Below are 25937 nucleotides of genomic sequence, written 5' to 3' on the forward strand. Positions count from 1 at the left end.
CCGCTATACATGGACCACCGAGCGGTGAGGGGACAGTGATGGACGCGGATGTGATCGTCGTCGGGGCGGGTCTGGCCGGGCTGGCCGCGACCGCCGAACTGGCCGACGCGGGCCGGAAGGTGCTGCTGCTGGACCAGGAGCCGGAGGCCTCACTCGGCGGCCAGGCGTTCTGGTCGTTCGGCGGCCTGCTGTTCGTCGACTCACCCGAACAACGCCGGATGGGGATCAAGGACTCACGCGATCTCGCGCTGCAGGACTGGCTCGGCTCGGCCGGGTTCGACCGGCTGGACGACGAGGACCAGTGGGCCCGGCAATGGGCCGAGGCGTACGTCGACTTCGCCGCCGGCGAGAAGCGTCCGTGGCTGCATGCCCAGGGAGTGCGGTTCTTCCCGGTGGTCGGCTGGGCCGAGCGTGGCGGCTACAACGCGGACGGGCACGGGAACTCGGTGCCCCGCTTCCACATCACCTGGGGCACTGGGCCCGGTCTGGTCGCGCCGTTCGAGCGCCGGGTCCGTGAAGCCGCCGCCAAGGGCCTGGTGGAGATCCGGTTCCGGCATCGGGTGGACGAGTTGACCGTCACCGGCGGCGTGGTCGACGGAGTCGCGGGCAAGGTGCTCGAGGCGAGCGGCGTGGCGCGTGGGGTCGCCAGCTCGCGGGTCGAGGCCGGCGACTTCAGTCTGACCGCGCAGGCCGTGATCGTCACCTCCGGCGGGATCGGCGGCAATCACGACCTGGTTCGCTCGCAGTGGCCGAAGCGGATGGGCGAGCCGCCGAAGCGGATGATCAGCGGCGTCCCCGCGCATGTCGACGGCCGGATGCTCGCGATCACCGAGCAGGCCGGCGGCCGGTACGTGAACCGCGACCGGATGTGGCACTACACCGAAGGCATCCAGAACTGGGACCCGATCTGGCCGATGCACGGCATCCGGATCCTGCCCGGACCGTCGTCGCTGTGGTTCGACGCGACCGGCAAGCGACTGCCCGTGCCACTGTTCCCCGGGTTCGACACTCTCGGCACGCTCGAGCACATCATGCGGACCGGGTACGACTACACCTGGTTCGTCCTGACCCAGAAGATCATCGAGAAGGAGTTCGCGCTCTCCGGCCAGGAGCAGAACCCGGACCTGACCGGCAAGGACATCAAGGGCGTGCTCGGCCGGGCCCGCGGCGGCGCGACCGCGCCGGTGCAGGCGTTCATGGACAAGGGCGCCGACTTCATCGTCCGGGGCAACCTGCCCGACCTGGTCCGCGGCATGAACGACCTGACCGGCGACAAGCTGATCGACCTCGACGACCTGGAGCGCCAGATCGTCGCGCGCGATCGCGAGCTGGCCAACACGTTCACCAAGGACCTGCAGATCACCGCGCTGCGCGGCGCCCGGCACTATCGCGGCGACAAGCTGATCCGGGTCGCGTCACCGCACCGGATCCTCGACCCGAAGGCCGGCCCGCTGATCGCCGTCCGGCTGAACATCCTGACCCGCAAGTCCCTCGGCGGTCTGCAGACCGATCTGGACTCCCGCGTACTGCGCACCGACGGTACGCCGCTGCCCGGTGTCTACGCGGCCGGCGAGGTGGCCGGCTTCGGCGGCGGCGGCATCCACGGCTACCGATCGCTCGAGGGCACGTTCCTCGGCGGCTGCCTGTTCACCGGACGTACGGCGGGACGCGCGGCAGCCAAAGCGGTGTCGTAGGAGACCATCCGGAGGCGCACGGTTGTGTGCTCCGACCCTCTGTCTGGCGAAGGAGGCGACTTCTAGCGTGACGCCATGCGCCGCCTCGCGTTGTTCTCAGCCGTCCTGCTGCTCACCGGTGTGACCGTGCCGGCCAGCGCCCATCGTCCGGTCCGGGTTCCCGGTGCCCAGCACCAGGAAGTCGCCCGTCTCGCCGACCTGACCACCACCGGGACCGTGGCCTCGGGCCACACCAACCCGGCCGACTACGCGGGTCTCACGCACGCGGCTCTGCCGTCGCCGTCGGGCATTCCCGGAGTCCAGATCGACGGGTACTTCCCGGACAACTCGCGCACGAACACCAACCACGGCTGGAACCACGACTCCCAGTTCGTCGTCCGGCTGCCGGATCGGTGGAACGGCGGCCTGGTCGTCGCCGGGTCGCCCGGCGTACGAGCGCAGTACGCGAACGACAAGGCGATCTCGGACTACGTGCTCTCGCTGGGTTACGCGTTCGCGGCGACGGACAAGGGCAACACCGGCGCCGAGTTCTACACCGACGGGGTGCGGCCGGGCGACGCGATCGTCGAATGGAACCTGCGGATGACGCAGCTGACCCGTGCCGCCCGGGCGCGACAGTCGGGCAGTACTACGACCGCGCGCTGCGCGAGGTGGTTGCCGCGGGCATCTCGAACGGCGGCTACCTGGTCCGCTGGCAGCTCGAGAACCACCCGGACCTCTACACCCGGGGCGTCGATCTCGAAGGAACGCTGTGGACCGCGAACGGGCCCAACCTGTTCACCTTCCTGCCGCCGGCGATCAGGGGCTACGAGCAACAATCTCCGGAGCTGATCACCGGCGCCGGCTTCGATCCGAAGTCCGATTTCCTCTGGGACTACCACTACACGGTCTACTGGAAGCTGACCCAGCGGATCTACGCCGCCGAGCTCGATCCGTCGTACACCGGCAGTGAAGCCGACTACGACTACGCGCGCCGGCCTGAAGCACACAAGGCGATCCGGCGAATCGCGCTGACCGGCCGGATCGGCAGGCCACTGGTCACGATCCAGGGCACCTACGACAGCCTGCTCCCGATCACCCAGGACTCCGACGTGTACGCCGCGATGGCTCGGCGCACCGGACTGCACACGTACCTGCGGGTCGAGGCGGGCAACCACGTCGACGGTCTCGTCGACGCCCACCCCGACCAGCTGGTACCACTCGTGCCCTTGCTGCAGCAGGCGATCAGAACACCATCGTGAGCAGGTCGGCGAACAACTCCTGTTCGTCGATCTCCAGCCCGCGGTTGGTGAACCAGGTCGCCATGTTGTGGCAGTCGCGCAGCAGGAAGTCCATGCCCTTCGGATTGCCGACGATGTCGATCACCTGTGGCAGGTCGATCATCACGATCCGGTCCCCCTGAGCGAGGACGTTGTACGGCGACAGGTCTCCGTGGGCCAACCCCGCCCTGGCCAACTCGCGCATCCCGTCGCGGACCTGCTCGAAGTACTGACCGAGCAAGTCCTTGGACGGCCGGACCTGGGCGAGCCGTGGCGCCGCCCCGCCTTCACCGTCGTCGATGAACTCCATCAGCAACTCGGTGCCGTCCACCTGCACCGGGTAGGGGACCGGCACGCCGGCCTTCCACAACTGACACAGCGCGCCCCACTCCGCACCCGCCCATTGCCCGGCGGCGACGTTGCGACCGTGTGAGGTCTTCTTTGCCAACGCGCGGGTGTCGCGGCTGTTGCGCGTACGGCGCCCTTCAACGTACGCCGTACTGCGGTGGAAGGACCGGTGTTCCTCGGTGCGGTACCGCTTCGCGGCGAGCAGCGAGGAACGGGCCGGGTTCGCGCCGATGGCTTCGACGGCCCGCTCGACCAGGAAGACGTCGGCTTCCTTGCCGGTTTTGAGGACGCCGAGCTCGGTATCGATCGCAGCCTGTTCCGTCACGACCCAGTCGGGTCGGGGTTGCGGGCCGCGAGAGCCGCGCTCGACGTCCAGCCAGGTGGACCAGCGCTGATCCGGGCCCAGTTGCTCGTCGACTTCGGTGAAGCGGAAGACGAACGCGTCGGCCGGATCAGGTTCGGACTCGTCGCCGGTGAGTTCGCCCCAGCGGGAGTCGAGGTCGGAAAGGTTATCGGTGAGATCTTGCTCGGTGGTGCGAAAGACGTCGGAAGACATCCGGTGTGCTCCTGAACTGTGAGGTGAGACTGACGCGGACATGCCGCAGCACAGTGATGGCCATCCGTCAGCCCTCCCTAGGTCCAGGCAGCGTTCGTCGCCGCACGGTTGCTTCAGGATGCACGCCCGCTCGGGGACGCGCAACGCATTTACCGCAACTGCGATCTGGCGGTCGGACGCAGCCGCAGTTCCTGGGCCGGCGCGGCCGAGCGGCAGACCAGCTCCGGCAGCACCTGCCGCCGCCAGACCGCCGACGCCGCGAGCCGCCGGCGATGCTCGTCGTACGCCGCGTCGTCCGGGAAGCGGGCCAACCAGGCCAGCACGATCTCGTCCCGCAACGGCAGCCCCGGAAAGTTGTTCTCGGCAACCAAAGTCTCGAACACGGCGACCGGCTCCGCGCCGGTGGCGGTCAGGACCGGTACGACGTGATCGGTGAAGAACTCGACGAATCCGTCAGTTGCCGCACCTCGGTGGTAGACGGCTCCGGCCACGACCGAGTCGGGAGCGTCCGTCGTACCTCGCGCTGAGCGGGGTGAGTCCGGCCGGGGATAGGTGGCGCCGAGCTGAACGGGCGCGAGCAGGAGCGCGTTGTCGGAGTCGATCATGGTCCGGTTCGCCGTGGCGGCGTGCTCGCGCCAGATCGGCCCGGAGTAGAAGGCGTTCAGCGCGTCGGCGCGGGTCGGCAGGTCGGGGAAACCGCGGATCCAGACGAACCGATCTGGCTCGTCGAGGTCGCGGAACTGGCCGACGATGTGCATCCCTGTCGCTTCCTGCCCCTCGACGAAATGTTCGTCGAAGACCTCGATCAAGGTGTCGCGTTCCCCGGGATGCAGCGTGTACTGCCGCAGGTCCACCACGGCGCAACAGTCGTCCATGGGTCCAGTCCAGCACTGAAACCTGACAGATGCTGTCAGGCTTCGGCGCTCGCCCGCACCGCCAGACCATCGATTCCAAGGTTCCAGCGGACTCGCCGGCAGGTGAGTTGCTCACTGGCAGGTCTGCCCGCTGGCGGGTTGTTACCCGATGACCGGCTCTGTGCCGCCAGTTCGTGAGGGGTGCCGTCGGCGGGCTCGGCGGCCTCCCCAAACCGGTTCGGCGAGTTCAACAACCTGGTCCGGGGAGGACAACTGCCCGGACCGGGGTAGGAAACCTCCCCTGACCCGCGGTGCACGCCCTCGCGTCCTGCACGACAACGAACCCGGTCAGACCGGCCGGACCCTCCCGGCCAGACCGGCCCGTATCTGCGGCATCGCTTCAAGCGATCAGGCTTGGATCCATCACCACTGAGGCCTTGGATGTGATCATCCAGCCAATGCGACCCAGCGAGGGCGGACCTGAGGTGTTTCAAACACCTGTAACACCTCGCTACTTGAAACCAGCGGCTGAGTTTGATCTGGTGGAGTCAGTGGTTCAGCCCTGATGCCACCCGACCTGCACGATACGACGACACGACGAGGTCCCTCCCGTGACGATCGCAGCTGTCAGCGTTGAGGATTCCAAGCAGCGCATAGCCGAATCCACCCATGAACTCCTGCTCGAAGCCCATGAGGTGCCGGATCCGCGGCACCAGGAGCTGCTCGACGAGGTGGTGATTCTGAACGCACCCGTCGCCCGCTCGATCGCCTCGCGCTACCGCAGCAAGGGTGTGGACCCCGACGATCTCGAACAGGTCGCCTACCTCGGCCTGGTGAAGGCCGCGAACGGCTACCGGCTGGACGCGTCCACAGCGTTCCTCTCGTACGCCGTACCGACGATCAGGGGCGAGCTGAAGCGCTACTTCCGCGACTGTGCCTGGACTGTCCGGCCGCCGCGCCGTGTGCAGGAGATGCAGGGCAGCATCGCGGCCGCCGAGCCTGAGCTGATCCAGCGGCTCGGACACGTGCCCAGCGCCGAGGAGACCGCCGAGGCGCTCGGCACCGACCCGGCCGAGATCGCCGAGGCCAGTTCGGTCCGCGGCTGCTTCAGCACGCTGTCGCTGGACGCGCCGGGCACGGTCGACGGCACGATCAGCCTGCTCGACTCGGTCGCCGACGACGAGGACGGCTACGACCTGGTCGAGGACGTCCACACCCTCACGCCGGCCGTGGCGAACCTCGGCGACCGGGACAAGCGGATCCTCGAACTCCGGTTCCGCAAAGGGCTGACCCAGGAGGAGATCGGCCACGAGCTGGGCGTCAGTCAGATGCAGGTGTCCCGGTTGCTCCGCGGCATCCTGGAGCGGCTGCGCGCCGAACTGGTCGTGCGTCCCGGTCCCACCACAGGGTAATTCCGGGTAGCGTCGCCGCCATGGACTTCGAGGAGGCGGCGGATGCGCTCTACGCGGCGCCGGCTGCTGATTTCATTGCTACTCGCAACGAGCTGGCCAAGCAGCTGAAGGCGGACGGCGACCAGCTCGGGTCGACCCGGCTGAAGGCGATGCGCAAGCCGACGGTCGCGGCCTGGGTGACGAACCTGATCGCCCGCAAGTTGCCGGACGAGCTCGACGACCTGCTCGCACTGGGCGACGAGTTCCGCGAGGCGACCGCCGATCTCGACGGCGACCGGCTGCGCGAGCTGACACCGCGACGCCATCAGTTGCTGGACAAGCTCGCCAAGGAAGCCACCCGGGTCGCCAGTGACGAGGGCCAGAAGGTGAGCGCCGACGTCGGGCAGAAGCTGCGCGAGACGCTCGATGCGGCGCTGGTGGATCCGGCCGCGGGCGACGCCGTACGCGAAGGCCGGTTGAGCAGCGCACTGCGGCACGTCGGCTTCGGCGTCGTCGACGAGGCCGGCGAACCGACCAACGTCACCCCGCTCACCGACGAACGCCGCCAAGCCGCCCGCGACCGGCGCAAGGCGCAGCAGGCCGAGGCCGACGAGGAGTCGACCGCTGCCCGGAAGAAGCGCGAGACCGCGGAGCGCAAGGAGGAGGAACGCGAGGCCGCCGAGAAGGCGAAGGCCAAGAAGGCGTTCGAGGACGCCGTAACCGCGGCCCAGGAGGCCGAATCCAGGGTCGAGGATCTCGACACCCAGCTCGACAACGCGCGCGAGGCTCTGGCCGAGGCACAGGAGCTGGTACGACGGCTGGGCGGGGAGCTGGACGACGCCCGCCGGGCCGCCCGGGACGCGCAGAAGGAGAGCCGGGAGGCGCGCAAGCGGTACAACCGGCTCTGAACTGGGTACCGGCGGGGGCGGTATGAGAGGAGAGACGGATGGCGCGGTCGATCTGGAGCGGATTCATCACCTTCGGACTGGTCTCGGTGCCGGTCGGGCTGTACAGCGCCACCGACGAGCACCAGCTCGACTTCCACCAGTTCCAGAAGGGCACGTCGGACCGGATCCGCTACAAGCGGGTGAACGAGCGGACCGGCCGGGAGGTGGACTTCGACAAGATCGTCAAGGGTCACGACGTCGGCGGTGGCGAGTACGTCATCGTCGAGCCCGACGAGCTGGACGAGATCGCGCCGGGCAAGTCCCGGGCGCTGGAGATCTCCACCTTCGTCGACCTGGACGACATCGACCCGATCCACTTCCAGAAGAGCTATTACCTGGGTCCGAAGGACGGCGACAACGCGTCGTCGTACGCGCTGCTGCGGGACGCACTGGCCAAGACGAACCGGGCCGGGATCGCGAAGTTCGTGATGCGTGGCAAGGAGTATCTGGCCACGATCCGGGCCAAGGGCAAGGTTCTGGTGCTGGAGACGATGTTCTTCGCCGACGAGATCCGCGATCCCGCCGACGAGCTGGACGACCTGCCGGGCAAGTCGTCGGCGGGCAAGCAGCTGTCGATGGCGACCGACCTGATCGAGGCGATGAGCGGCGAGTGGAAACCGTCCGCCTACAAGGACACCTACTCCGAGCGGGTGAAGGAACTGGTCGTGTCCAAGCACAAGGGCAAGGAGGTCGTGTTCGCCGAGGAGGAGCCGCAGGCCACCAACCCGACCGACCTCGTCGCCGCGCTGCGCGCCAGCGTCGAGTCCGCGCGCAAGTCCCGCGGCACGAGGAAGTCCCCTGCGAAGAAGACCACGGCGAAGAAGAAGACCACGGCGAAGAAGAAGACCACGGCGAAGAAGGCGACGGCGAAGAAGGCGACGGCCAAGAGGTCCGCCAGGAGCAAGAAGGCGGCCTGACTCACAGGGCGGTCGGGCCGTCTCCCGGAGTGGGGAGCAGGTAGCTGCCCGGGTTGGCGGGCGCGCCGGCTTCCAGCCAACGGTGGAAGCCATCGGGGTTGCGGCGTTCGAATTCGTCGAGGCAGATCCGGCGCACCTCGGCGACTGCCTGGCGGTCGCGTGGGCCGGCACCTTGGGCAAGCTGGGTCGCGGTCTCGGTCCAGACGCCGCACAACTCCTCGATGCTGAGCGGGCACTGCAGTGACGCGATCAGCGCCTCGTCCTCGAACCCCTGCCTCTCGGACATCCGCTCGAGCTTCCGCCGCCGCCGCGACGTACGGTGCCGCCGCTCCGGCAGGACCAGGTCGAGCAGCACGAACAGCGTCGCCGCGATCAGCGCCACCGCGAACCCGACCGCGCCCCAGGCCAGCAGACGCACCAACCCTGGCAAACACAGCACAGCAGCGGCCGCAGTGGCCGCGACCGTCGCCGACGACTGGTACGGCGCTTCGTCCGACACGTGCCGGATCACCGCAGCCAGCGGCCAGACCAGTGCGAACACCACCGTCAGCAGGATCACGGCCGCCAGCGGGCCCAGCAGCAGGACGCCCGCGAGCACCCCTGCTGTCCCCACACCGAGTCCGGCCGCGATCGCCATCCGCCGCATCAACGCGGAATGACCCCTCACCGGAACTCACTCGTCGCCACAGAACACCTCACGTGTCACCCACCCCGTAACCACACTTCTACCCCGGAGAACGAACAGCCCCTCTGCACCGTTCCCCGCCCCGGGGCCGCGCAATCAGGCGGCGCTGGGCGAGTCGGCCGGCGTGACGGGATGGTCCAGCGGGTGAGCGATCTCGTCCGACGGCATCCGGCCGAAGTACACGACCAACAGTGACACCACTGCCGGGCCGACACCAGCGACGATGAACACCGCCGTCAATCCGAACACGGCACCCGCCGGGCCGGCCAACGCCATCGACAACGGCATCAGCAAGAGCGAGACGAAGAAGTCCAGGCTGGAGATGCGTCCGCGCAGACGGTCCGGGACCCGGCGCTGCAGCAACGTGCCCCAGATCACCATCGCGGCCGATCCGGTCGCTCCGACCACGGCCGCACCCGCTGCCATCACCCACAGCTCCCGGCCGAACCCGAGCAGCACGAACGGCAGCGAGCCGACGCCCCACATCAGCGTCATGACGGTCAGGTACCGCCGCGGCAGGCTCCGCGACGAGATCAGCAAGGCACCGGCCGCACCTCCGACGCCGAACGCCGCCAGCACCAGACCGAAGTCGCTCGGCCCACCGCCGAGCTGGTCGCGAATCGCGAACGGCAGCAGCACCTCCAGCGGCCCGAGGATCAGCAGCACGAACACCGTGCCGAACAGCAGCGACGCCAGCAGCCACCGGGTACGTCGTACGTAGGCCCATCCTTCGCGCAGGTCGCCGAAAATCGTCTGCGGCACCTCGTCCGCCGGCGCCTGGCCGGCAGTCGCCCGCACGCGCATCGCGAGGACGCAGCCGGCGGAGAAGAAGTAGGTCAGCGCCGTGATCAGGATCGCGATCCCGGGCGACATCGCGGCGATTGCGAGACCGCCCAGCGCCGGCCCGGTCGCCTGCTGCGCCAGCGGCCGCAGCGTCCCTTCCAGTCCGTTCGCCGCGAGCAGCTCGTCGGCCGGCAACAGCTTCGGCACCAGCGCTGTGTACGCCGGGATCAGGAACGCCTCCCCGGCTCCGATCAGCACTGCCGCAGTCGCCAGATGCCAGAGCTCCAGCAGCTCGGTCAACGCGAGCCCGGCGACGACCAGCAGGACCAGACCGCGTACGCCGTCCGCCGCGACGATCACGCTGCGCTGCGACAACCGGTCCGCCGCGATCCCCCCGAACAGCACGCAGACCACCAGCCCGATGCTGTACGCCGTTGTCACCACCGACAGCTGCACCGGCCCGCCGCCGAGCTCGATCACCTGCCAGGCCAGCGCGACCAGCCAGAGCCCGCTACCGAGCAGAGCGACCGCCAGCCCGGTCCACAGCAGCCGGTAATCCCGGTGCCGCAGCGGGCGCACGGCCTTCCAACGGATCGAGCCCACGACATCCCCCCTCTCGGCACCGTCCGGTCAGCATACACAGGAGAACAGTTCACGCGTCAACAGTTGTATTGCGTACTCATCGTCGTAGACTGCTGCCCATGCCGACGAAGCAGATGAGTGCCGTGCAACTCGAGTCCTGGCGGGCGCTGTACCGCGCGGACACGCTGCTCTACGCCCATCTCGACAACACGCTGCGCAGCCGGCTCAAGATGGGCTACTTCGAGCACGAGGTCCTGCGGGCCCTCGACCAGGCCGGCGGCCGGATGCGGATGGCCCCGCTGGCCAAGGAGCTGATGATCTCGCGCAGCGGCGCGACCCGGCTGATCGGCAAGCTCGAGGACAAGGACGGCTGGGTGGTCCGCCGGAACACGCCCGAGGACCGCCGGGCCACCTGGGCCGAGCTCACGCCGGCCGGGCGGGAGGCGCTCGCGGCTGCCCAACCCGTGGTCGAAGCTGTGGTCTCGACGTTCTTCGCCGATCATGTATCAGATGAGGACCTTCGACGCGCGAGTCGCATCCTGGACGTCCTGGCCGACGCCAACCCGAACGACGACGGCTTCGACTGCGGACTCTGACCGCGCCCGCCCCGCCCCAGTCGACGCAGGATCCGCCCGGTGACCGCCGTCGACGAGCGGTACGCCGAGCGCGTCCGCGCCCTCAAGCCCGTCCCGTGTGACTACACGGCCGACCAACTGCGGAGCCTGTACGACGCTCAGCTCGGCAGCCGGCACGCGGACCTCGCGGCCCGCTGGATGCAGTCGCAGGGGCAGGGCTACTACACGATCGGATCCGCCGGCCACGAGGGGAACGCCGCGGTCGCCGCCGCACTCCGGCCCACCGATCCGGCGCTGCTGCACTACCGCTCCGGCGCGTTCTACCTCGCCCGCGCGGACCAGGCCGGCTCGAAGGAAGGGCTGCGCGACATCCTGCTCGGGGTCGCGGCCGCGACCAGTGAGCCGATCGCCGGCGGCCGGCACAAGGTGTTCGGCCGGCACGACCTGGCGATCATCCCCCAGACGTCGACGATCGCCTCGCACCTGCCCAGGGCGATGGGTGTCGCGTTCTCGCTGGCCCGGGCGGCGAAGCTCGGCGTACCGTCGCCGTGGCCGTCCGACGCGATCGTGGTGACCAGCTTCGGCGACGCGTCGGCGAACCACTCGACCGCGACGGGCGCGATCAACGCCGCGCTGCACGCGTCGTACCAGGGCCTGCCGATGCCGTTGCTGCTGGTCTGTGAGGACAACGGGATCGGGATCAGCGTGCGGACCCCGGACGGCTGGATCAGGCAGGCCTACGGATCGCGGCCCGGCCTGCGGTACTTCGATGCCGACGGCACCGATGTGGCCGCGGCGCTGACGATGGCGACCGAGGCGGCCACGTTCGTCCGGCGGAACCGGCGGCCTGCTTTCCTCCGGCTGCGGACCGTCCGGCTGCTCGGCCACGCCGGCTCCGACGTGGAAGCGGCATACCGATCGCCCGCCGAGCTCGTGGCCGACGAGGAGTTGGACCCGCTGCTCGGTACGGCGAGGCTGCTGCTCGGCGCCGGGCTGGACGCGGACGACGTGATCGAGCTGTACGAGGACAAGCGGTCCGAGGTGATGCGGATCGCGGCCGAGGTGTCGGGCCTGCCGCAACTGTCGTCCGCCGAGGCCGTCGCCTTTCCGCTGCGGTTCCCCGACCCCGAAGCGGTCGCGGAGTCGTTGCCTCGACCCAGTCGTACGACGGAACGGTTGACGCTGAGCCAGTCGATCAACCGCGCCCTGGCCGACGTACTGGCGTCGTACCCGGAGGCGATGGTGTTCGGCGAGGACGTCGGCCGCAAGGGCGGCGTGTACGGCGTCACCCGCGGACTGCAGAAGTCGTTCGGACCGGCCCGGGTGTTCGACACACTGCTGGACGAGCAGTCGATTCTCGGGCTCGGGCTCGGCGCCGGGGTCTCGGGGTTGCTACCGCTCCCGGAGATCCAGTACCTGGCGTATCTGCACAATGCCGAGGACCAGTTGCGCGGCGAGGCGGCGTCGCTGAAGTTCTTCTCGCAGGAGCAGTACTCGAATCCGATGGTGCTGCGGGTCGCGGGCTACGGCTACCAGAAAGGGTTCGGCGGCCACTTCCACAACGACGACGCGATCGCCGTACTGCGGGACATCCCGGGACTCGTGATCGCGTCACCCTCCCGGCCGGACGACGCGGCCGCGATGCTGCATGCCTGCGCCGCGGCGGCGCGATCGTGCGGCACGGTCAGCGTGTTCCTCGAGCCGATCGCGCTCTATCACCGGCGCGATCTGTACGACGACGGCGACGATCAGTGGCTGGCGCCGTACCCGGACCAACCGGTGCCGATCGGGCGCGGCCGGACGTACGGCGACGGGACGGACCTGAGTCTTGTCACCTTCGGCAACGGTCTGCCGATGAGTCTGCGGGTGGCCGCACGGGTGCCCGGAGTCCGGGTGCTCGACCTGCGGTGGCTGGCGCCGCTGCCGATCGGGGATCTGTTGCGTGAGGCAACCGCCACCGGACGCGTGCTCGTGGTCGACGAGACCCGGCGGTCCGGCGGCGTGTCCGAAGGCGTCCTGGCGGCACTGATCGACCACGGCTACACCGGCCGGCTGGCCAGGGTGGCGTCGGAGGACTCGTTCGTCCCGCTCGGCGACGCGTCCCGTCAGGTGCTGCTCAGCGAGCGGACGATCGAGATCGCGGTCCGCGAACTGCTCAAGTGAACAGCCGTTGCCAGAGCGACTTCTTCGGCGGGGCTTCCGCGGACCTGGCGCCTGACGGCTTGCGCACCGGCTCGGGCCGATCCGCCTTCCACTGCGCCAGGACCGCCTCCTCGTCGACAGTGCCGACCGGAACGACCGGGCCGGTGGTGTCGCGAATGCTGACCAGGATCCGCTTGTTCAGATCCGCGAGATAGTCGCGCACCTCGGACTCACGGCGCATCCGGGCGACTGTCTCCTGGACCTTCTGCTTCTCCTTGCGCAGCAGCACCGCGGGCGGCAGCAGCGCTTCGGAGTCGATCTGTTCCCGGCGGATGAAGTCCTTCACCCACCAGTCCGGATCGTGGGGATCGGCCAACTTGGTCAGCGGCTTGCCCTGACCCGCGAGGTTGTCGAACTCGCCCCGCTTCTGGGCCTGCTGGATCTGGACGTCGACCCAGTCCTGCTGCGACATGTTGGCTGGCTTGCGCTCGGTCATGCCCACACACCTCATCTGTCTCATCGACAGTTGCTTCCGGGCGTTAGCCTACCGGCTTGTGAATGCAATCACAAGACATACTGGAGAGGTGGACCTGACCGACGAAGAGATCGCGGCAATGACTCCGGCCGAACGGCGGGACCTGATCTTGCGGCTGGTACCGCACCAACCGGGCGGGATGCCGTCGCTGCGGACGATCGAGCGGATCCGCAAGTGGCGGACCGCGCTGATGCTGCTCTGCGCGCTCGCGCTGATCCCCTGGACCGTCTATCTGGCGATGACCCTGCCCAGTCACTACGTCGCCCGGAACTGGGTCGCCACCTGGGTCGGCTTCGACATCCTGCTGCTGGCGATGCTGGTACTGACCGCACTGGCCGGCTGGAAGCGCAAACAGCTGGTCTTCCCGACCGCGTTCGCGACCGGCGTCCTGCTGATCTGCGACGCCTGGTTCGACACGATGACGAGCCACCGCGGCGCCGACCTCACCCAGGCGCTGCTGAGCGCCTTCCTGGTCGAGCTCCCGCTGGCCTTCATCCTGATCGCCGGCCCGCTCCGCCTGCTCCGGTACATCGCGATCCGGCACGGCATGATCAGCCCGAAGTCGCACCTGTGGCGCATGCCGATCCCGATCCCGGATCTCTACCCGGGAAACGAAGTCCCACCACCCCCATCCCCCCACCCCTGACCGTCCCCGTCTGATGGGCTGACCCAGCCGCCTGCGGGTTGGCCAACCGCACGCCGCTAGCCAACCCACACGCGCATGGGCTGACCCAGCAGACCGCCAGCACACACCCACCCAACGCCCGCCTCGTCGGCTGACCCAGCCGCCTGCGGGTTGGCCAACCGCACGCCGCCGGCCAACCCACACGCGCATGGGCTGACCCAGCAGACCGCCAGCACACACCCACCCAACGCCCGCCTCGTCGGCTGACCCAGCCGCCTGCGGGTTGGCCAACCGCACGCCGCCGGCCAACCCACACGCGCATGGGCTGACCCACCAGACGGGGAGGCGTGGGTTGGCAGGGGGTGGGGTGGTGGGTGAGGGTGGGGGCAAACGTGCGCGAAGGGATGCTTCATGGCGACTGAGGTTGTGTCGGTGATCGGTGGCGAGCGGGTGGCGGAGGCGGTACGGCGTACGCCGTCGACCAACCCGGCTCGGCTGAGCGATGTGGTGGGGACGGTCGGCAGCGCGGGGCCTGAGGTTCTCGTCAAAGCCACCGAGGCCGCCCGGGACGCGCAGGCCGCGTGGGCCGCGACACCGGCTCCGCAGCGAGGTCAGGTGATCGCGAACGTCGGCCGGCTGATGACCGCCAACAAGGAGCGGCTGGCCGCGCTCGTCACGCGCGAGATCGGCAAGCCGATCGCCGAGGCGCGCGGTGAGGTGCAGGAGATCATCGACACCTGCGACTTCTTCGTCGGCGAGGGCCGCCGCCTCTACGGTCAGACAGTCCCGTCGGAGATGCCCGACAAGCAGTTGTTCACGTTCCGCCGGCCGGTCGGGCTGGTCGTCGTGATCACGGCCGGCAACTTCCCGGTCGCCGTACCGTCCTGGTACATCGTGCCCGCGCTACTGTGCGGGAACACGGTCGTCTGGAAGCCGGCGGAGTACTCGGCCGTGGTGTCCGACGCGTTCTACGAGATCTTCGCGCATTCCGGCGTACCGGCCGGAGTCTTCAACGTCGTGTACGCCGACGGGCCGGACACCTTCGCCGGACTCGAGCAGGCACTGCAGGCCGGGCTGGTGAACAAGGTCGGCTTCACCGGATCGAGCGCCGTCGGCAGCCGGATCGGTGAGTTGTGCGGCCGCCACCTGCAGACGCCGTGCCTGGAGCTCGGTGGCAAGAACCCGATGGTGATCACCGAGGACGCCGACCTCGACCTGGCCGTCGAGGGCGCGCTGTTCTCCGGCTTCGGTACGGCGGGTCAGCGCTGCACCTCGCTCGGTACGGTGATCGTCCACGAGTCGGTCCACGACGACTTCGTCGCCCGATTCAGCCGTGCCGTTGCGGACGCGCCGATGGGTGATCCGGCGCAGGACGTGCTGTTCGGCCCGTTGCTGGACGAGAAGTTCGCCGCCGGGTTCGAGAAGTCGCTGGGCTGGATCGCGGCTCACCACCAGGTGATCGGCGCGAGCGGCCGGGTCACCGCGGACAACCCGCGGTCCGGATTCGTCGGGGATCCCGCGGCCGGGCTGTTCTACCACCCGGTGATCGTCGACGGCGTCCGTCCGGACGACGAGTTGTTCATGAACGAGACCTTCGGCCCGGTCGTCGGCATCACGACGTACTCGAGTCTCGACGAGGCGATTGCCCTCGGCAACAAGTCCGGCTACGGGCTGTCCAGTTCGATCTACACCACCGATCCGAACAAGGCGTTCCGGTTCGCGCAGGGCATCTCGGCCGGCATGGTCAGCGTGAACAACTCGACGTCCGGCGCCGAGGCGCACCTGCCGTTCGGCGGCAACGGGAAGTCCGGCAACGGCTCCCGGCAGAGCGGCATCTGGGTGCTCGACCAGTTCACCCGGTGGCAGTCGCTGAACTGGGACTACTCGGGCAAGCTGCAGAAGGCGCAGATGGATACCGAGACGGTCGAGGCCGACCTCTCCTTCCAGCTGCCCTGATGGCCGCGGCCCTTCCGGACGCCGCCGACGTGGTGATCGTCGGCGGCGGCGTGATGGGCGCCAGCATCGCGTTCCATCTCGCCGAGGCCGGGGTGGAACGCGTGCTGCTGCTGGAGCGGAACGAGCTCGGCTCCGGTTCCACGTCCAAGGCGGCCGGCGGGGTCCGCGCCAACTTCTCGGACGAGCTCAACATCGCCCTGGGTGCTCGCAGCCTGGAGGCCTTCGCGCGGTTCGGCGAGCGGCCAGGGCAGGAGATCGACCTGCATCGCGTCGGTTATCTCTTCCTGCTGGAGACCGCCGACCAGCTCGAGCTGTTCCGCGAGAGCACTCGGCTGCAGAACGCGGCCGGTCAGCCGACCCGGATGATCGACGTCGACGAAGCGGTCCGGCTCGCGCCGATCGTTGCCCCGGACGGTCTGGCCGGCGCCTGCTTCTCCCCGGCGGACGGGCACTGTACGCCGGAGTCCGTCGTACTCGGGTATGCGACGGCCGCCCGTCGGCTCGGCGCGACGCTCGTCACCGGTTGCGAGGTGCTCGGCATCGAGGCGGACGACAGCGCCATCCGGGCGGTACGCACCAGCCGTGGCGACGTCCGGACCCGCACGGTGATCTGCGCGGCGGGCGCGTGGTCGGCGGAGCTCGCCGTACCGCTCGGGGTCGACCTGCCGGTCACCCCGCTGCGACGGCAGATCGTCGTGACCGAGGCGATCCCGGATCTGCCGCAGAGCATGCCGATGACGATCGACTTCAGCAGCACGTTCTACTTCCACCGCGAGGGACCCGGTCTGCTGGTCGGAATGTCCGACCCGGACGAGGAGCCCGGCTTCCGTCTGGACCGCACCGAGACCTGGCTGCCGCGGCTGACCGCCGCGATGGAACGCCGCGCGCCGTCACTGCTCGACGTCGGCCTGACCGGTGGCTGGGCCGGGCTCTATGAGGTGACACCGGATCACAACGCGCTGATCGGCGAGGCCGACGGCGTGTCCCGGTTCCTCTACACCACCGGCTTCTCGGGTCACGGCTTCCTGCAGGGGCCCGCGGTCGGCGAGATCATCCGCGACCTCTACCTGGGCCGCGAGCCGTTCGTCGACGTCAGCCCGCTGGACGCGCGCCGCTTCCGGTACGACGGCCGGCGCGCGGAGTGGAACGTGGTCTGATCAGGGCTCGTTGCGGGGATCGTCGGCCGGGTCGTCCGGCCAGTTGTCCGGATCGCACCACTCCGGATCCCAGCCGCGCTGGATGCAGTACTGCCGGAGGATCTCCTCGCGGCTCGGAGTGGTGGTGCTCGGCCGCGGCGGCTTCGTGGTCCTGGTCGTCCGGGTCGGCTTGGGATCCGGCTCGTCCGCCTCCTCGGTGGTCCGGGCCTTGGTCGGCCGCTGTGTCGGCTGGGTCGTCTTGGTGGTCGGCGGCACGGTCGTCTTCTGTACCGGCGGTGGCACCGAGGTCGGCTGCGTCGTCCGCGGCGGCACGACCGGGGTCTGGGTCGCCGAGGGGGTCGCCGAACGGTCGTCGACCACCGGCACGGCCTGCGAGTCGGAGTCGCCGCTGAACAGGCCGATCGCGGACAAGGCCCAGAAGTTGATCCCGAGGAACAGCACCGCGGCGCCGATCCCGGCGTACAGCACTCGGCGGGACGGGCCACCGTACCGGCCGACCGGACCGCGGACCGGGTTGCCCTTGCCGTCGATCCAGAATCGCCAGCCTTCTGGAGGCGGAGGCCAGGACGGGTCGGGACGCCAGGTTTTCGGTGGGACCCAACTACGGCGGGGCGGCGACGGCCAGGTCGGAGGGACCACGAACCGCTTCAACGAATTCCTCCATCTCCGCCCGGACCACGTCAGGCTAGTGGATCGGCCGGTGGGCCGACAGCCTGGTCGGGTCAGCTCTTCGTTCAGAATCCCCGCCCGCACAGTGGCCAACGACACAACCCACCGCAAGCTACTTGCGGCTTGCGAACCGTCCGCGTGTCGCGCTGGATTTTTCGATCAACCCATGACCGAGCCGCCGAGAAGTCAGGTTCGGTTTACCTCACGTTTGCTCGTCCCGCAGTTGCAGAAGGCCGTGGCCGGTCAGAGCTAGAGCACGGACTCCAGCAGTCTGGTCAGGTCCTCACCGAACGGGCGATCCGCCTCGATCGGCGGTACGACGTCCGCCACCGCCTGATGGAGGTCGCGGAGGCCGACAGGGATCGGGCGCTTCGACAGGGCGAAGGCCTGATGCACGGCCAGGAGCTCGCAGGCGGTGACTTCGCGGGTCAGCCGGACGGCTTCCGCGAGGGTGCCGACCGCCTCCCAGGAGAAGGTCTGCACGTCCTCCTGGCCGTTCGACGTCTCCGCCGTACTGATTGCTGAGGGCAACGTCAGGCGGCGGAGCAGGTGGGTGGTGGCGACCGCGCGTTTGTGGACGGCGACCAGGCCGGCCTGTGGACCCGGCTCGTGCGCGAGCTGGGCCTGGAGTCCGGTGACGGTCGGGTCGAGCAGGCGGTGCAGCCGCGCCGCGGAGACCTCGGCCGCGTGGGCGAGGGCCGCGGTCAGGTGGTCGCAGTACGCCGTCAGGTCGATCCCGTGAAAGCCGGCCGTGCCGATGAATTCGCCATCGAGGTACGCCGGTGAGTCGGTGACGCCGGTGAACGCACGGTCGACGGCTTCATCCAACTGGCTGATGGACCGCCGGACGTGCGCGACAACGTGCCCCGCGACGCGGAATGACACCGGTGCTTGGAGCGCTCGGGGCTCGGGCTCCGGACCGGCCAGCTCGCGGATCCGCGCGAACTCGGCTGCCAGGACGTCATCACCACGGCCCAGCGCCGGGTGGTACGGGGAACGGTTCGCCCCGATCACCGCAATCGCGCCGGCGCCGACTGCGGTCAGGTGGTCGGCGAGACGATGTGCACGCTTGGCATGCAGAGCAGCCCGCCCGGTCGCACCCGGCACGCCCGCGAGCAGGGAGATCCCCTCCTTGGGACCCACCTCGAACGAACCGAACGCGTGGGCCAGCGGAATGATTTCGCCGGCCGAACCCGCTCCCTCGGCAGGGATCTCGGGAACCCGCCCGCTGTTGATCATGGCAACCAACTGCTGGATCAGCTCGACCGAGACCCCGGCATCACCGGTGAGGAACGTGCGCAGCCGGCCGATCAGAACGGCCCGGGCCTCGTCGTGCGGGAGCCAGGGAGGTCCGCCGACCGCTCGGCCGAGCAGCAGGTTGCGTTGATGCACGCGTTGCTCGTCCTCGGTGAGCCAGCGCTTGCTCAGGTTGCCCATCCCGGTGTTGACGCCGTACACAGCGTCACCGGAGGCAAGTGTGGCGAGGAGGTCTGTACGGATCGCGGCCAGGCGATCGAGCAGCGGCTGCGCGATGGTGACCGGTTCGGGGCTCGCGGGGTCGAGCTCCGACGGCTGGTTGATCAGCATGCCATCAGCATGTCAATGGAACCGGAGCATCGTGCCGACGTCGGCGGCCTCGGCCTTGCGCAGGATCAGGTGCGCGATCGCGACGTCCAGCAGTGACAGGCCGCGATGCCAGAAAAGGTTGCGCTCGGCATCGTTCTCCCGACCCGGCTTCCGCCCGGCGACGATCTGCCCGAGCTCGGCGTACAGGGTCTCCGGCGACAACCGGCCGGTGTCCACATGCCGGCGCAAGGCTCCGAACCGGCCGGACTGGGCCTCGCGCCAGTCGTCGACGACGACCTTGTCCATCACGTCGAGCAGGTCGAGCTCGACCGCGCTGATCGTCCCGTACGGTACGACGAAAGCGCCGGGCTTCACGGCGGCCGTGCGGAGCAACGGTTCGGGCTCGGTCAGCCGGGTCGCCTCGACCAGGACGTCGGCGCCGTCGAACGCCTCCTCGGCCGTCGCCACCACCCGCACCGGCGTGGACAGCTCCGCGGACAGCTCGGCCGCGAACCTCTCCCGCGATTCCGGCCGCCGCGACGTCACCCGGATCTCGTCCAGATCGAAGAGGTCGTCCAGCATCGTCACGTTCCACCACGCCGTCCCGCGGGCGCCGGCGTGGGCGAGGATCTTGCTGTCGCGCCGGGCCAGGTGGCGGGCGCCGACCGTGGTCATGGCGCCGGTCCGCGCCGCAGTGACCATCGTCGCGTCCAGGACCGCGAGTGGTACCCCGGTCGTCGGGTCGAACAGCGTCGCCATCGCCAGCTCGCTGGGCAGACCTTTCTGGTAGTTCGGGACGAAGTCACCGACCACCTTCACGCCGCTGATGCCGTGCTCGCCGAGGCCGTCCAGATGCCCGCGCAGGATGTTGAAGTGGCCGATCCCGCCGTTGTCCGGCATCAGGTGCACGCGCGGTTCGAAGCTGGTCCGGCCCTCGCCGTGTTCGCGGACCGCCTCCTCGACCGCGTCCACGATCTCCAGCCTGGTCAGCCCGAGCGAGTCGATCTCCGGACCATTCAGAAACCGCAACCAGATCCCGTCAGCCACCCGGCCTCCTTCGGTCGTTGTGATTCGATACTAAAGTTCCGGATCGCTGCGCTACGTTCGGGCCATGGAGTCGACCACACGGACGCCGGACCGGACGGTGATCGGGCACTCGACCAGCGACAAGGTGGTGCTGTTCGGTGGGCTGCCCCTGATCGGACTGGTCCTCGGCTTCTTCCTGCCGCGGATCGCGGACTGGGCGGCGCGGCAGGACTGGGTGCCGTTCCAGGGGCCGCTGACGCTGATCTCGGGGTGGGACGGCTGGTGGGTGATCGCGGTCTGCCTCGTGATCGGCCTGGTGGCCGGCGTGATCCTGGCCGGGATGGCGCTCGAGGACACGCTGAAGGTCACCGTCACCAACGGCTCGGTCGAGTTCGCTAAGAACCAGAAGACGGTGACCGTGCCGCGGGAGCAGGTGACGGTCGCGTTCCTGGACGGCAAGGAGATCGTGCTGCAGGACTCCACTTCGCGCGAGCTGGCGCGGGAGAAGCACGATCAGCTGAAGTCCGACGCGCGGCAGATCCCGGCCGCGTTCCGCACCCATGGATATCCCTGGTCGGACGCGGGCGATCCGCACGCGGACCGGTTCCGTCGCTGGGTCGAGGATGAACCCGACCTGCCGCCGGCGGTGAACGCCGTACTGAAGGTGCGGGCCAGGGCGTTCGACCAGGGCGACAAGGGCAAGGCGGATCTGCGCGAGCTGCGCGGCGAGGTGGCGAAGCTCGGCTACACGGTGAAGGACAGCGACAAGAAGCAGTACTGGCGGCCGGCCACGCCGCGGTGATTCTGGGCCGGTGATTCAGGCGCCGAGGAGGTGGATGACAGCGGCGGCGTACGCCTGCTCGGCGTCGTCCGCCCGGTGCATGCTGTCGGTCAACTCGACGGCGTACCCGTCGGGGACCGCCTCGAGCTTGCGGAAGTGCTCGCCCAGGAGAGCGCGCAACTGTTCCTCGCGCGGCAGCCAGACGACCTCACGCTGCTCGATGCTGTCCAGGGCCCACTCGGTGGTGCCGTTGAAGCCGATCACCTTGCTGCCCTGGTAGTCGTGCACCTCGACGGTCATGTCGCTCACCACGAACACGTCGTCGTCCATCTCCCGGTCCGGTACGACGAAACGATCCCCTGCCGCGGGTGCCCACAGCACCCCGGCCTTGCGCAGTCGCCCAGCCTGCTCAATCGTGATCACCCCTCCATCCTCCCCACGCCAGGCAAACCCCGCAGGTTCGCGCGCGTGGCGTGGGTCAGCGGTTCAGGGCAGTACGGAGCTCGGCGGCACGGTGGGAAATGCGGTCCCGGCACTCGTTCGTCAGCGGCAGATCGAGCAACGCGGTCGCCTGCAGGTGGCTCAACCCGAACTCCTCCCGCAGCCGCTGGACGGCGATCACCCGGTCGGTGGAGGCGTTCAGTACGTCGGCCACCTCGTCGCGGCGCTCGAACGCGGCCAGTACGCCGTCGTAGATCTCCAACTGCGTGTACGCCGACCGATCCGGTTCGGGCACGATCGCCACGTCTTCCTTCTCACTGGCACGGATCACCTGCCGCCAGAGCGCGGGGACAGCGAGCCGGGCCCGGGTGTAGCGCCGGGGCATCGGCTGGGCGTAGGTCATGGTCATGGTCGGCTCCTGTTCGGGGTTGTCGGATCAGTCGGCCTAGCTGGGCCCGGCCACGCCGTACGGTTCGCGCGGCGGGCACTTCTTCCCAGGCGTTGTGAGCGCCTCGAAATGCCAGGGTTCGTTGTCGTAGCGGCGGCAGACGCCGTACCGCCAGCCGTTCTTGTTCAGCCAGGTCATGGCGGCCGCTGGGCCGATGTCCACGGCCTTGCCCTTCACGTGAGCGGAGTACCTGGGCGGCAGCACCCAACGCGTCGCCGCCTTGTACGAGCCGTACTTCTTGATCGCCTCGTTCAGCAGCCGCTGCTGCTTGGAGGTACTGCGCCGGCCCGAGGTGATGCTGATCGTGACGCCGTCGGCCTTCGCTGCCGTCATCGCCTTCTTCAACCGCGTCCGCAGTGTCAGCGACAGCCCGTTGATGCTCTCCTCGCCGTACTTCGGCGTGGTCGTGGCCGACTTCTCCGGCTTCGGGGTCTTCGTGGGCTTGACCGGAGTGGTCTCGTGGGTCGACGGCCAGGTGGGCGGTGGCGTCGGCGTCTCGGTGACCAGCGTGGTCGGCGGAGCGGAGTTCGCCGGAGCGTTCACGGTCGAGATGACCGGCTCCTTGTCCGCGGCCAGACCGAGCATCTCCCCCAGTTGCGCGTGCCACAGCACCAACGACCCGACCGCCAGCACCGCCACGCCTGCACCCGTCACGGACAGCAACCGCAGCCGGTCCGAGCCGGTCCGGCGCGGTGGCATGTCGTTCGTCATGGGGTACAGCCTCTCGGATCAGGCGCGGTCGCCACATCGGCCCCAGGGACCGTCCTCACATCCCGGAAGTAGCCCCTGAGTATCAATTCGGACGCCGAGCCTCCTCCAAAAGTTGGAGAGGCTGCCCCTCCTGGCAGATGAAGCCTTGGCGAACACGAGCTGACTACGCTGGGCAACGTGTGGAGTCTTTGGCGCCGGTTGACGCAGTTGCAGCAGGACCTGCTGCTCGCTGCGATCATCGGCGTGGTCTGGTTCGGAGTGCTGAACCTGATCAACGACAGCGGCCTGCGCCCGCAGAACCCGGCCGTGTCCGTCGTCACCGGCGTCTTCCTGGTCGCCACGGTCGCCTGCGTACGGCGGATTCCGCGGACGATGCTCGTGGTCGTCTCGGTGCTGTACCCGTTCCTGTACGCCGCGGTCGGCACCGGACTGGCCGCGCAGGTCGGGATCAGGGTCTTCGGCCAGCCCGAGATCAGCGACGCCGCGCTGCAGTCCGAGATCCACCTGGTCCCGCTGCTCGTCGTCGGGTACCTGGCCGCGTCGAGCGGCGTACGGCGGTTCACCTGCCTGTTCTTCACCATGGGCAGCCTGGCCGGGCTGATGATCGGACTGCCGACCGTGGTCGCCATCGTGCTCGGGCATGCGAACCGGGACATCCTGAGGGGCGACCGGTACCAGAACCTGCCCACGGACCTGGCCAGCCTCTACAGCTACATCGACGTCTCGCTGTTCGTGTTCGCCGAGGCGCTGATCTGCGGCATGGTGCTGCTCGGCGCGGACGCGCGGCGACGGCGCAAGAACGTCGCCCTGCTGCAGCAGCGCAACGCCGAGCTGATCCGGCTGCGCGCGGTCGAGGCCGAGCGGGCCGCGGTCGCCGAGCGGACCCGGATCGCTCGCGACCTGCACGATGTCATCTCCCATCACGTCAGTGCGGTGGTGATCCGGGCCCAGGCCGCCGACCGAGTCGCCGACCAACGACCCGAAGTACTGCGGGAGGCGATTCGCTGGATCATTGCCAGCGGCAAGGAAGCGCTGACCGCGATGCGGGAGACGGTCCGAGTACTCAACACAGCCTCACCGAACGAGGTCGGGGCGTCGCCGGACTCGGGTGGCGGGACCGCGCCCGTACCCGATTTGTCCGACGTCGCGCGGATGGGCGAGCGGTTGAAGGCAGTCGGCATCGACGTGTCGATGAGCCTGCCGCCGCGGCAGCGGCAGCTGACCTCGGCCACCGACCTGACCGCGGTCCGGATCATCCAGGAGGCGTTGACCAACGTGATGGTGCACGCGAAGGCGACCGCGGCCCGGGTCACCTGGCAGAGTGGACCGCAGGGCGAACTGCTGACCATCGACGACAACGGCAGCGGCGGACCACCGCCGGTGAACGTGCTGGAGTCCGCCCGGCGGAGCGAGAGCGGCCGCGGCAACGGACTGATCGGGATGCGGGAACGGGCCACAGCGGTCGGCGGCACACTGGCCGTCGCGGCCGGCCCACTGGGTGGATGGAGGGTGCAGGCATGGCTGCCGCCGCAGAACTGACCGGACCGGACACCAGTCCGATCCGGATCCTGGTTGTCGACGACCAGGGCGTGATCCGGATGGGCCTGGCGATGATCCTGGACCACGAACCAGACCTCACCACGGTCGCCCAGGCCGGCGACGGCGAAGAGGCGCTCCGGCTCGTCGAGCAGTACGACCCGGACGTCGTACTCATGGACATCCGGATGCCGGTGATGGACGGACTCGTCGCCACCGAACGGATCACGACTGCCAACAAGGCGGCTGGTCGGTCGCGTCCCGCGGTCCTGGTGCTGACGACGTTCGACGACGAGGCGTATGTGCTGAGCGCGGTCCGGGCTGGGGCGTCCGGGTTCCTGTTGAAGGACACGGATCCGGATCTGTTGGTGTCGGCTGTGCGGGCGGTGCATCGTGGGGACTCGCTGGTCGATCCGGCGTCGACCCGCGTGCTGCTCGAGCGGTGCATGGAGCTGGAGCGGCAGGTCGGGGGTGGTACGGCGGAGCCCGCGCCGGCGCAACCGGATGGTCGGTGGACTGGGTTGCTTGGGCATCTGAGCGAGCGGGAGCGGGAGATCCTGGTGTGGATGGCGCGCGGGCTGTCCAACCGCGATCTCGCCACCAAACTCTTCGTCAGCGAGACCACGGTGAAGACCCACGTCAGCAGCGTCCTCTCCAAACTGGGCCTTTCCAGCCGGGTCCAGGCGGTCGTGGTCGCCTACGAAGCCGGGGTAGTCCGGCCGGGCGAAGCTGAGGTCCGCTGGGACTGATCCCCCCATCCACGGGTCAGGTGGTGGATCGGCGGAAGGCTGTTCGGTAGGTGCTGGGGGGTTGGCCTGTGTGCTTGGTAAAGAGCGCGGCGAAGGTGCCGGGATTCTTGTAGCCGACTGTGGAGGAGATGCTGGCGACGGTTCGGTCTGTGGTTTCCAGGAGGTGGCGGGCGCGGGAGACGCGCGACGCTTGGAGGTAGTCGAGAGGGCTTCGGTGGGTCTCGTCCGCGAAGCGCCTGAGCAGAGTGCGGGTGCTGACTCTGAAGGTGGCGGCCAGGGCGGTGAGGTCGTAACGGTCGGCCAGATTCTGGTCGAGGTGGCGCATGACTTCTCGCGAGAACTCGCTTCCGGCCTGTGGCAGCAGCCGGGTGTCGACGTACGGCGTCTGTGAGGACCGCGCATCGTCGACGAGCGCAAGTCTCGCGGTCGCCCTGGCCACGAAGGTACCGCTGTGTTCCCGGATCAGGCCGAGCGCGAAGTCGTACATGGCGCTGAACGACCCGGTCGTCGTCACCCCGCCGTCGGTGATGACCAACTCCTCGGCGCAGACTGCGGCGTCGGGGCAGCGGCGGGCCAGTTCGTCCGCGAGGATCCAAGAGGTCGTCGCCCGGCGGCCGGCCAGCAGACCTGCCTCCGCGAGCAGGAACGCCCCGACACAGATCGAGACGACCGCGTTGCCGGTGGCAACATGTGAGCGGATCACCGCGAGTTCCGGGGCGAGCGGCGCGAGCGTCGTGTCGAGGAGAAGGTCCGGCGAGAGCTCGAACCCTGGTACGACGAGAACATCGACGTCACGGACCGCGGAGACCGCCAGCCTCGCACCACCCGACGCGCTGACCTGACGGCGCGGCGACATGATCGACACGTCGTACCCGGTCCCGTCCGGCCCGCCGAGGTGGGTGGCCATGGTCAGCAGATCGGGTACGCCGTACACCTCGGACGCGAAGCATCGCGGATACGCCAGCACACCAACCCGCAGTACACCCATCTCCAGGCTCCTCGCT

General features: G+C 69.0%; 26 protein-coding genes. 13 read left to right on the forward strand and 13 right to left on the reverse strand.

The window, feature by feature from the left end; all coding sequences use genetic code 11:
• Positions 1 to 38: 38 nt before the first annotated feature.
• Complete coding sequence (locus tag OG817_RS32790) at positions 39 to 1694, forward strand: FAD-binding dehydrogenase (RefSeq protein WP_406048564.1); 1656 nt, start codon at positions 39 to 41, stop codon at positions 1692 to 1694.
• A 96-nt stretch (positions 1695 to 1790) separates the two neighbouring features.
• Here OG817_RS32790 and OG817_RS32795 read toward each other — a convergent pair whose 3' ends face one another.
• Entirely contained in the window at positions 1791 to 1958 is a 168-nt protein-coding gene (locus tag OG817_RS32795) for a hypothetical protein (RefSeq protein ID WP_406048565.1), read from the reverse strand.
• A 305-nt stretch (positions 1959 to 2263) separates the two neighbouring features.
• On the opposite strand from OG817_RS32795, the gene OG817_RS32800 reads away from it, so the two are divergent.
• The gene (locus OG817_RS32800; protein ID WP_406048567.1) at positions 2264 to 2935 is read left to right on the forward strand and encodes a hypothetical protein; all 672 of its coding nucleotides are present in this window, start codon (positions 2264 to 2266) and stop codon (positions 2933 to 2935) included.
• Here the strand turns inward: OG817_RS32800 and OG817_RS32805 are convergent.
• Both OG817_RS32805 and OG817_RS32810 read right to left on the reverse strand, forming a co-directional pair.
• Positions 2919 to 3857 (reverse strand): serine protein kinase RIO, encoded by a 939-nt coding sequence (locus OG817_RS32805; RefSeq protein ID WP_396391417.1) that lies wholly within the window; start codon positions 3855 to 3857, stop codon positions 2919 to 2921. The two genes, OG817_RS32800 and OG817_RS32805, sit on opposite strands and share 17 nt — an antisense overlap.
• A gap of 149 nt (positions 3858 to 4006) precedes the next feature.
• Entirely contained in the window at positions 4007 to 4732 is a 726-nt protein-coding gene (locus OG817_RS32810; protein ID WP_406048568.1) for an NIPSNAP family protein, read from the reverse strand.
• Positions 4733 to 5322: 590 nt separating this feature from the next.
• Between OG817_RS32810 and OG817_RS32815 the strand changes: the two genes are divergently transcribed.
• The 3 genes from OG817_RS32815 to OG817_RS32825 are packed head-to-tail and all read left to right on the forward strand — an operon-like array spanning position 5323 to position 7966.
• Complete coding sequence (locus OG817_RS32815; RefSeq protein WP_406048569.1) at positions 5323 to 6123, forward strand: sigma-70 family RNA polymerase sigma factor; 801 nt, start codon at positions 5323 to 5325, stop codon at positions 6121 to 6123.
• Between the two features lie 20 nt (positions 6124 to 6143).
• Positions 6144 to 7010, forward strand: a complete 867-nt coding sequence (locus tag OG817_RS32820; protein WP_406048571.1) for a hypothetical protein — start codon at positions 6144 to 6146, stop codon at positions 7008 to 7010.
• 38 nt (positions 7011 to 7048) lie between these two features.
• Complete coding sequence (locus tag OG817_RS32825) at positions 7049 to 7966, forward strand: Ku protein (protein ID WP_406048572.1); 918 nt, start codon at positions 7049 to 7051, stop codon at positions 7964 to 7966.
• A gap of 1 nt (position 7967) precedes the next feature.
• Here the strand turns inward: OG817_RS32825 and OG817_RS32830 are convergent, their stop codons facing one another.
• Together OG817_RS32830 and OG817_RS32835 are read right to left on the reverse strand one after the other, a co-directional pair.
• Positions 7968 to 8633, reverse strand: a complete 666-nt coding sequence (locus OG817_RS32830) for a hypothetical protein (RefSeq protein ID WP_406048573.1) — start codon at positions 8631 to 8633, stop codon at positions 7968 to 7970.
• A 114-nt stretch (positions 8634 to 8747) separates the two neighbouring features.
• Positions 8748 to 10037, reverse strand: a complete 1290-nt coding sequence (locus tag OG817_RS32835; protein ID WP_406048575.1) for an MFS transporter — start codon at positions 10035 to 10037, stop codon at positions 8748 to 8750.
• A gap of 98 nt (positions 10038 to 10135) precedes the next feature.
• Here OG817_RS32835 and OG817_RS32840 point away from each other — a divergent pair, with 98 nt between their 5' ends.
• Together OG817_RS32840 and OG817_RS32845 are read left to right on the forward strand one after the other, a co-directional pair.
• Entirely contained in the window at positions 10136 to 10612 is a 477-nt protein-coding gene (locus OG817_RS32840) for a MarR family winged helix-turn-helix transcriptional regulator (RefSeq protein ID WP_393391947.1), read from the forward strand.
• Between the two features lie 39 nt (positions 10613 to 10651).
• Entirely contained in the window at positions 10652 to 12754 is a 2103-nt protein-coding gene (locus tag OG817_RS32845; RefSeq protein WP_406048577.1) for a thiamine pyrophosphate-dependent enzyme, read from the forward strand.
• On the opposite strand, the gene OG817_RS32850 is transcribed toward OG817_RS32845, so the two are convergent.
• Positions 12747 to 13229: a DUF1992 domain-containing protein gene (locus tag OG817_RS32850; RefSeq protein ID WP_396391407.1), complete on the reverse strand. Its 483-nt coding sequence runs from the start codon at positions 13227 to 13229 to the stop codon at positions 12747 to 12749. The two genes, OG817_RS32845 and OG817_RS32850, sit on opposite strands and share 8 nt — an antisense overlap.
• 88 nt (positions 13230 to 13317) lie before the next feature.
• On the opposite strand from OG817_RS32850, the gene OG817_RS32855 reads away from it, so the two are divergent.
• The 3 genes from OG817_RS32855 (at position 13318) to OG817_RS32865 (ending at position 17006) form a co-directional block, all read left to right on the forward strand.
• Positions 13318 to 13914, forward strand: a complete 597-nt coding sequence (locus tag OG817_RS32855; protein WP_406048578.1) for a hypothetical protein — start codon at positions 13318 to 13320, stop codon at positions 13912 to 13914.
• A 390-nt stretch (positions 13915 to 14304) separates the two neighbouring features.
• A complete protein-coding gene (locus tag OG817_RS32860) occupies positions 14305 to 15849 on the forward strand; it encodes an aldehyde dehydrogenase family protein (RefSeq protein ID WP_406048579.1) in 1545 nt (514 codons plus the stop codon).
• Positions 15849 to 17006, forward strand: a complete 1158-nt coding sequence (locus tag OG817_RS32865; RefSeq protein WP_406048580.1) for an NAD(P)/FAD-dependent oxidoreductase — start codon at positions 15849 to 15851, stop codon at positions 17004 to 17006. Before OG817_RS32860 ends, OG817_RS32865 begins: the two co-directional genes overlap by 1 nt.
• Here the strand turns inward: OG817_RS32865 and OG817_RS32870 are convergent, their stop codons facing one another.
• From OG817_RS32870 to OG817_RS32880, 3 genes are all read right to left on the reverse strand, one after another.
• A complete protein-coding gene (locus OG817_RS32870) occupies positions 17007 to 17657 on the reverse strand; it encodes a hypothetical protein (RefSeq protein ID WP_406048581.1) in 651 nt (216 codons plus the stop codon).
• A gap of 267 nt (positions 17658 to 17924) precedes the next feature.
• Positions 17925 to 19262 carry an aromatic amino acid lyase gene (locus OG817_RS32875; protein ID WP_406048582.1) on the reverse strand — a complete coding sequence of 446 codons (1338 nt, stop codon included), beginning with the start codon at positions 19260 to 19262 and terminating at the stop codon, positions 17925 to 17927.
• Positions 19263 to 19274: 12 nt separating this feature from the next.
• Positions 19275 to 20288 (reverse strand): ornithine cyclodeaminase family protein, encoded by a 1014-nt coding sequence (locus OG817_RS32880; protein ID WP_406048584.1) that lies wholly within the window; start codon positions 20286 to 20288, stop codon positions 19275 to 19277.
• Positions 20289 to 20352: 64 nt separating this feature from the next.
• Here OG817_RS32880 and OG817_RS32885 point away from each other — a divergent pair, with 64 nt between their 5' ends.
• Entirely contained in the window at positions 20353 to 21069 is a 717-nt protein-coding gene (locus tag OG817_RS32885) for a hypothetical protein (RefSeq protein ID WP_406048585.1), read from the forward strand.
• A 15-nt stretch (positions 21070 to 21084) separates the two neighbouring features.
• Here OG817_RS32885 and OG817_RS32890 read toward each other — a convergent pair whose 3' ends face one another.
• The 3 genes from OG817_RS32890 to OG817_RS32900 are packed head-to-tail and all read right to left on the reverse strand — an operon-like array spanning position 21085 to position 22648.
• Positions 21085 to 21471, reverse strand: a complete 387-nt coding sequence (locus OG817_RS32890; protein ID WP_406048586.1) for a pilus assembly protein CpaE — start codon at positions 21469 to 21471, stop codon at positions 21085 to 21087.
• A gap of 55 nt (positions 21472 to 21526) precedes the next feature.
• Complete coding sequence (locus tag OG817_RS32895) at positions 21527 to 21898, reverse strand: hypothetical protein (RefSeq protein ID WP_396391399.1); 372 nt, start codon at positions 21896 to 21898, stop codon at positions 21527 to 21529.
• 36 nt (positions 21899 to 21934) lie between these two features.
• Positions 21935 to 22648 carry a M15 family metallopeptidase gene (locus OG817_RS32900; RefSeq protein WP_406048588.1) on the reverse strand — a complete coding sequence of 238 codons (714 nt, stop codon included), beginning with the start codon at positions 22646 to 22648 and terminating at the stop codon, positions 21935 to 21937.
• A 177-nt stretch (positions 22649 to 22825) separates the two neighbouring features.
• Between OG817_RS32900 and OG817_RS32905 the strand changes: the two genes are divergently transcribed.
• On the forward strand, positions 22826 to 24187 hold the full coding sequence (locus OG817_RS32905; RefSeq protein ID WP_396391397.1) for a sensor histidine kinase: 1362 nt from the start codon (positions 22826 to 22828) through the stop codon (positions 24185 to 24187).
• Positions 24166 to 24933, forward strand: coding sequence for a response regulator (locus tag OG817_RS32910; protein WP_396391396.1), 768 nt, complete (start codon positions 24166 to 24168; stop codon positions 24931 to 24933). Before OG817_RS32905 ends, OG817_RS32910 begins: the two co-directional genes overlap by 22 nt.
• A gap of 16 nt (positions 24934 to 24949) precedes the next feature.
• Here the strand turns inward: OG817_RS32910 and OG817_RS32915 are convergent, their stop codons facing one another.
• Positions 24950 to 25921, reverse strand: a complete 972-nt coding sequence (locus OG817_RS32915; protein ID WP_406048591.1) for a GlxA family transcriptional regulator — start codon at positions 25919 to 25921, stop codon at positions 24950 to 24952.
• Between the last annotated feature and the right edge of the window lie 16 nt (positions 25922 to 25937).

The organism is Kribbella sp. NBC_00889, from assembly GCF_045207705.1.
GTDB lineage: Bacteria > Actinomycetota > Actinomycetes > Propionibacteriales > Kribbellaceae > Kribbella.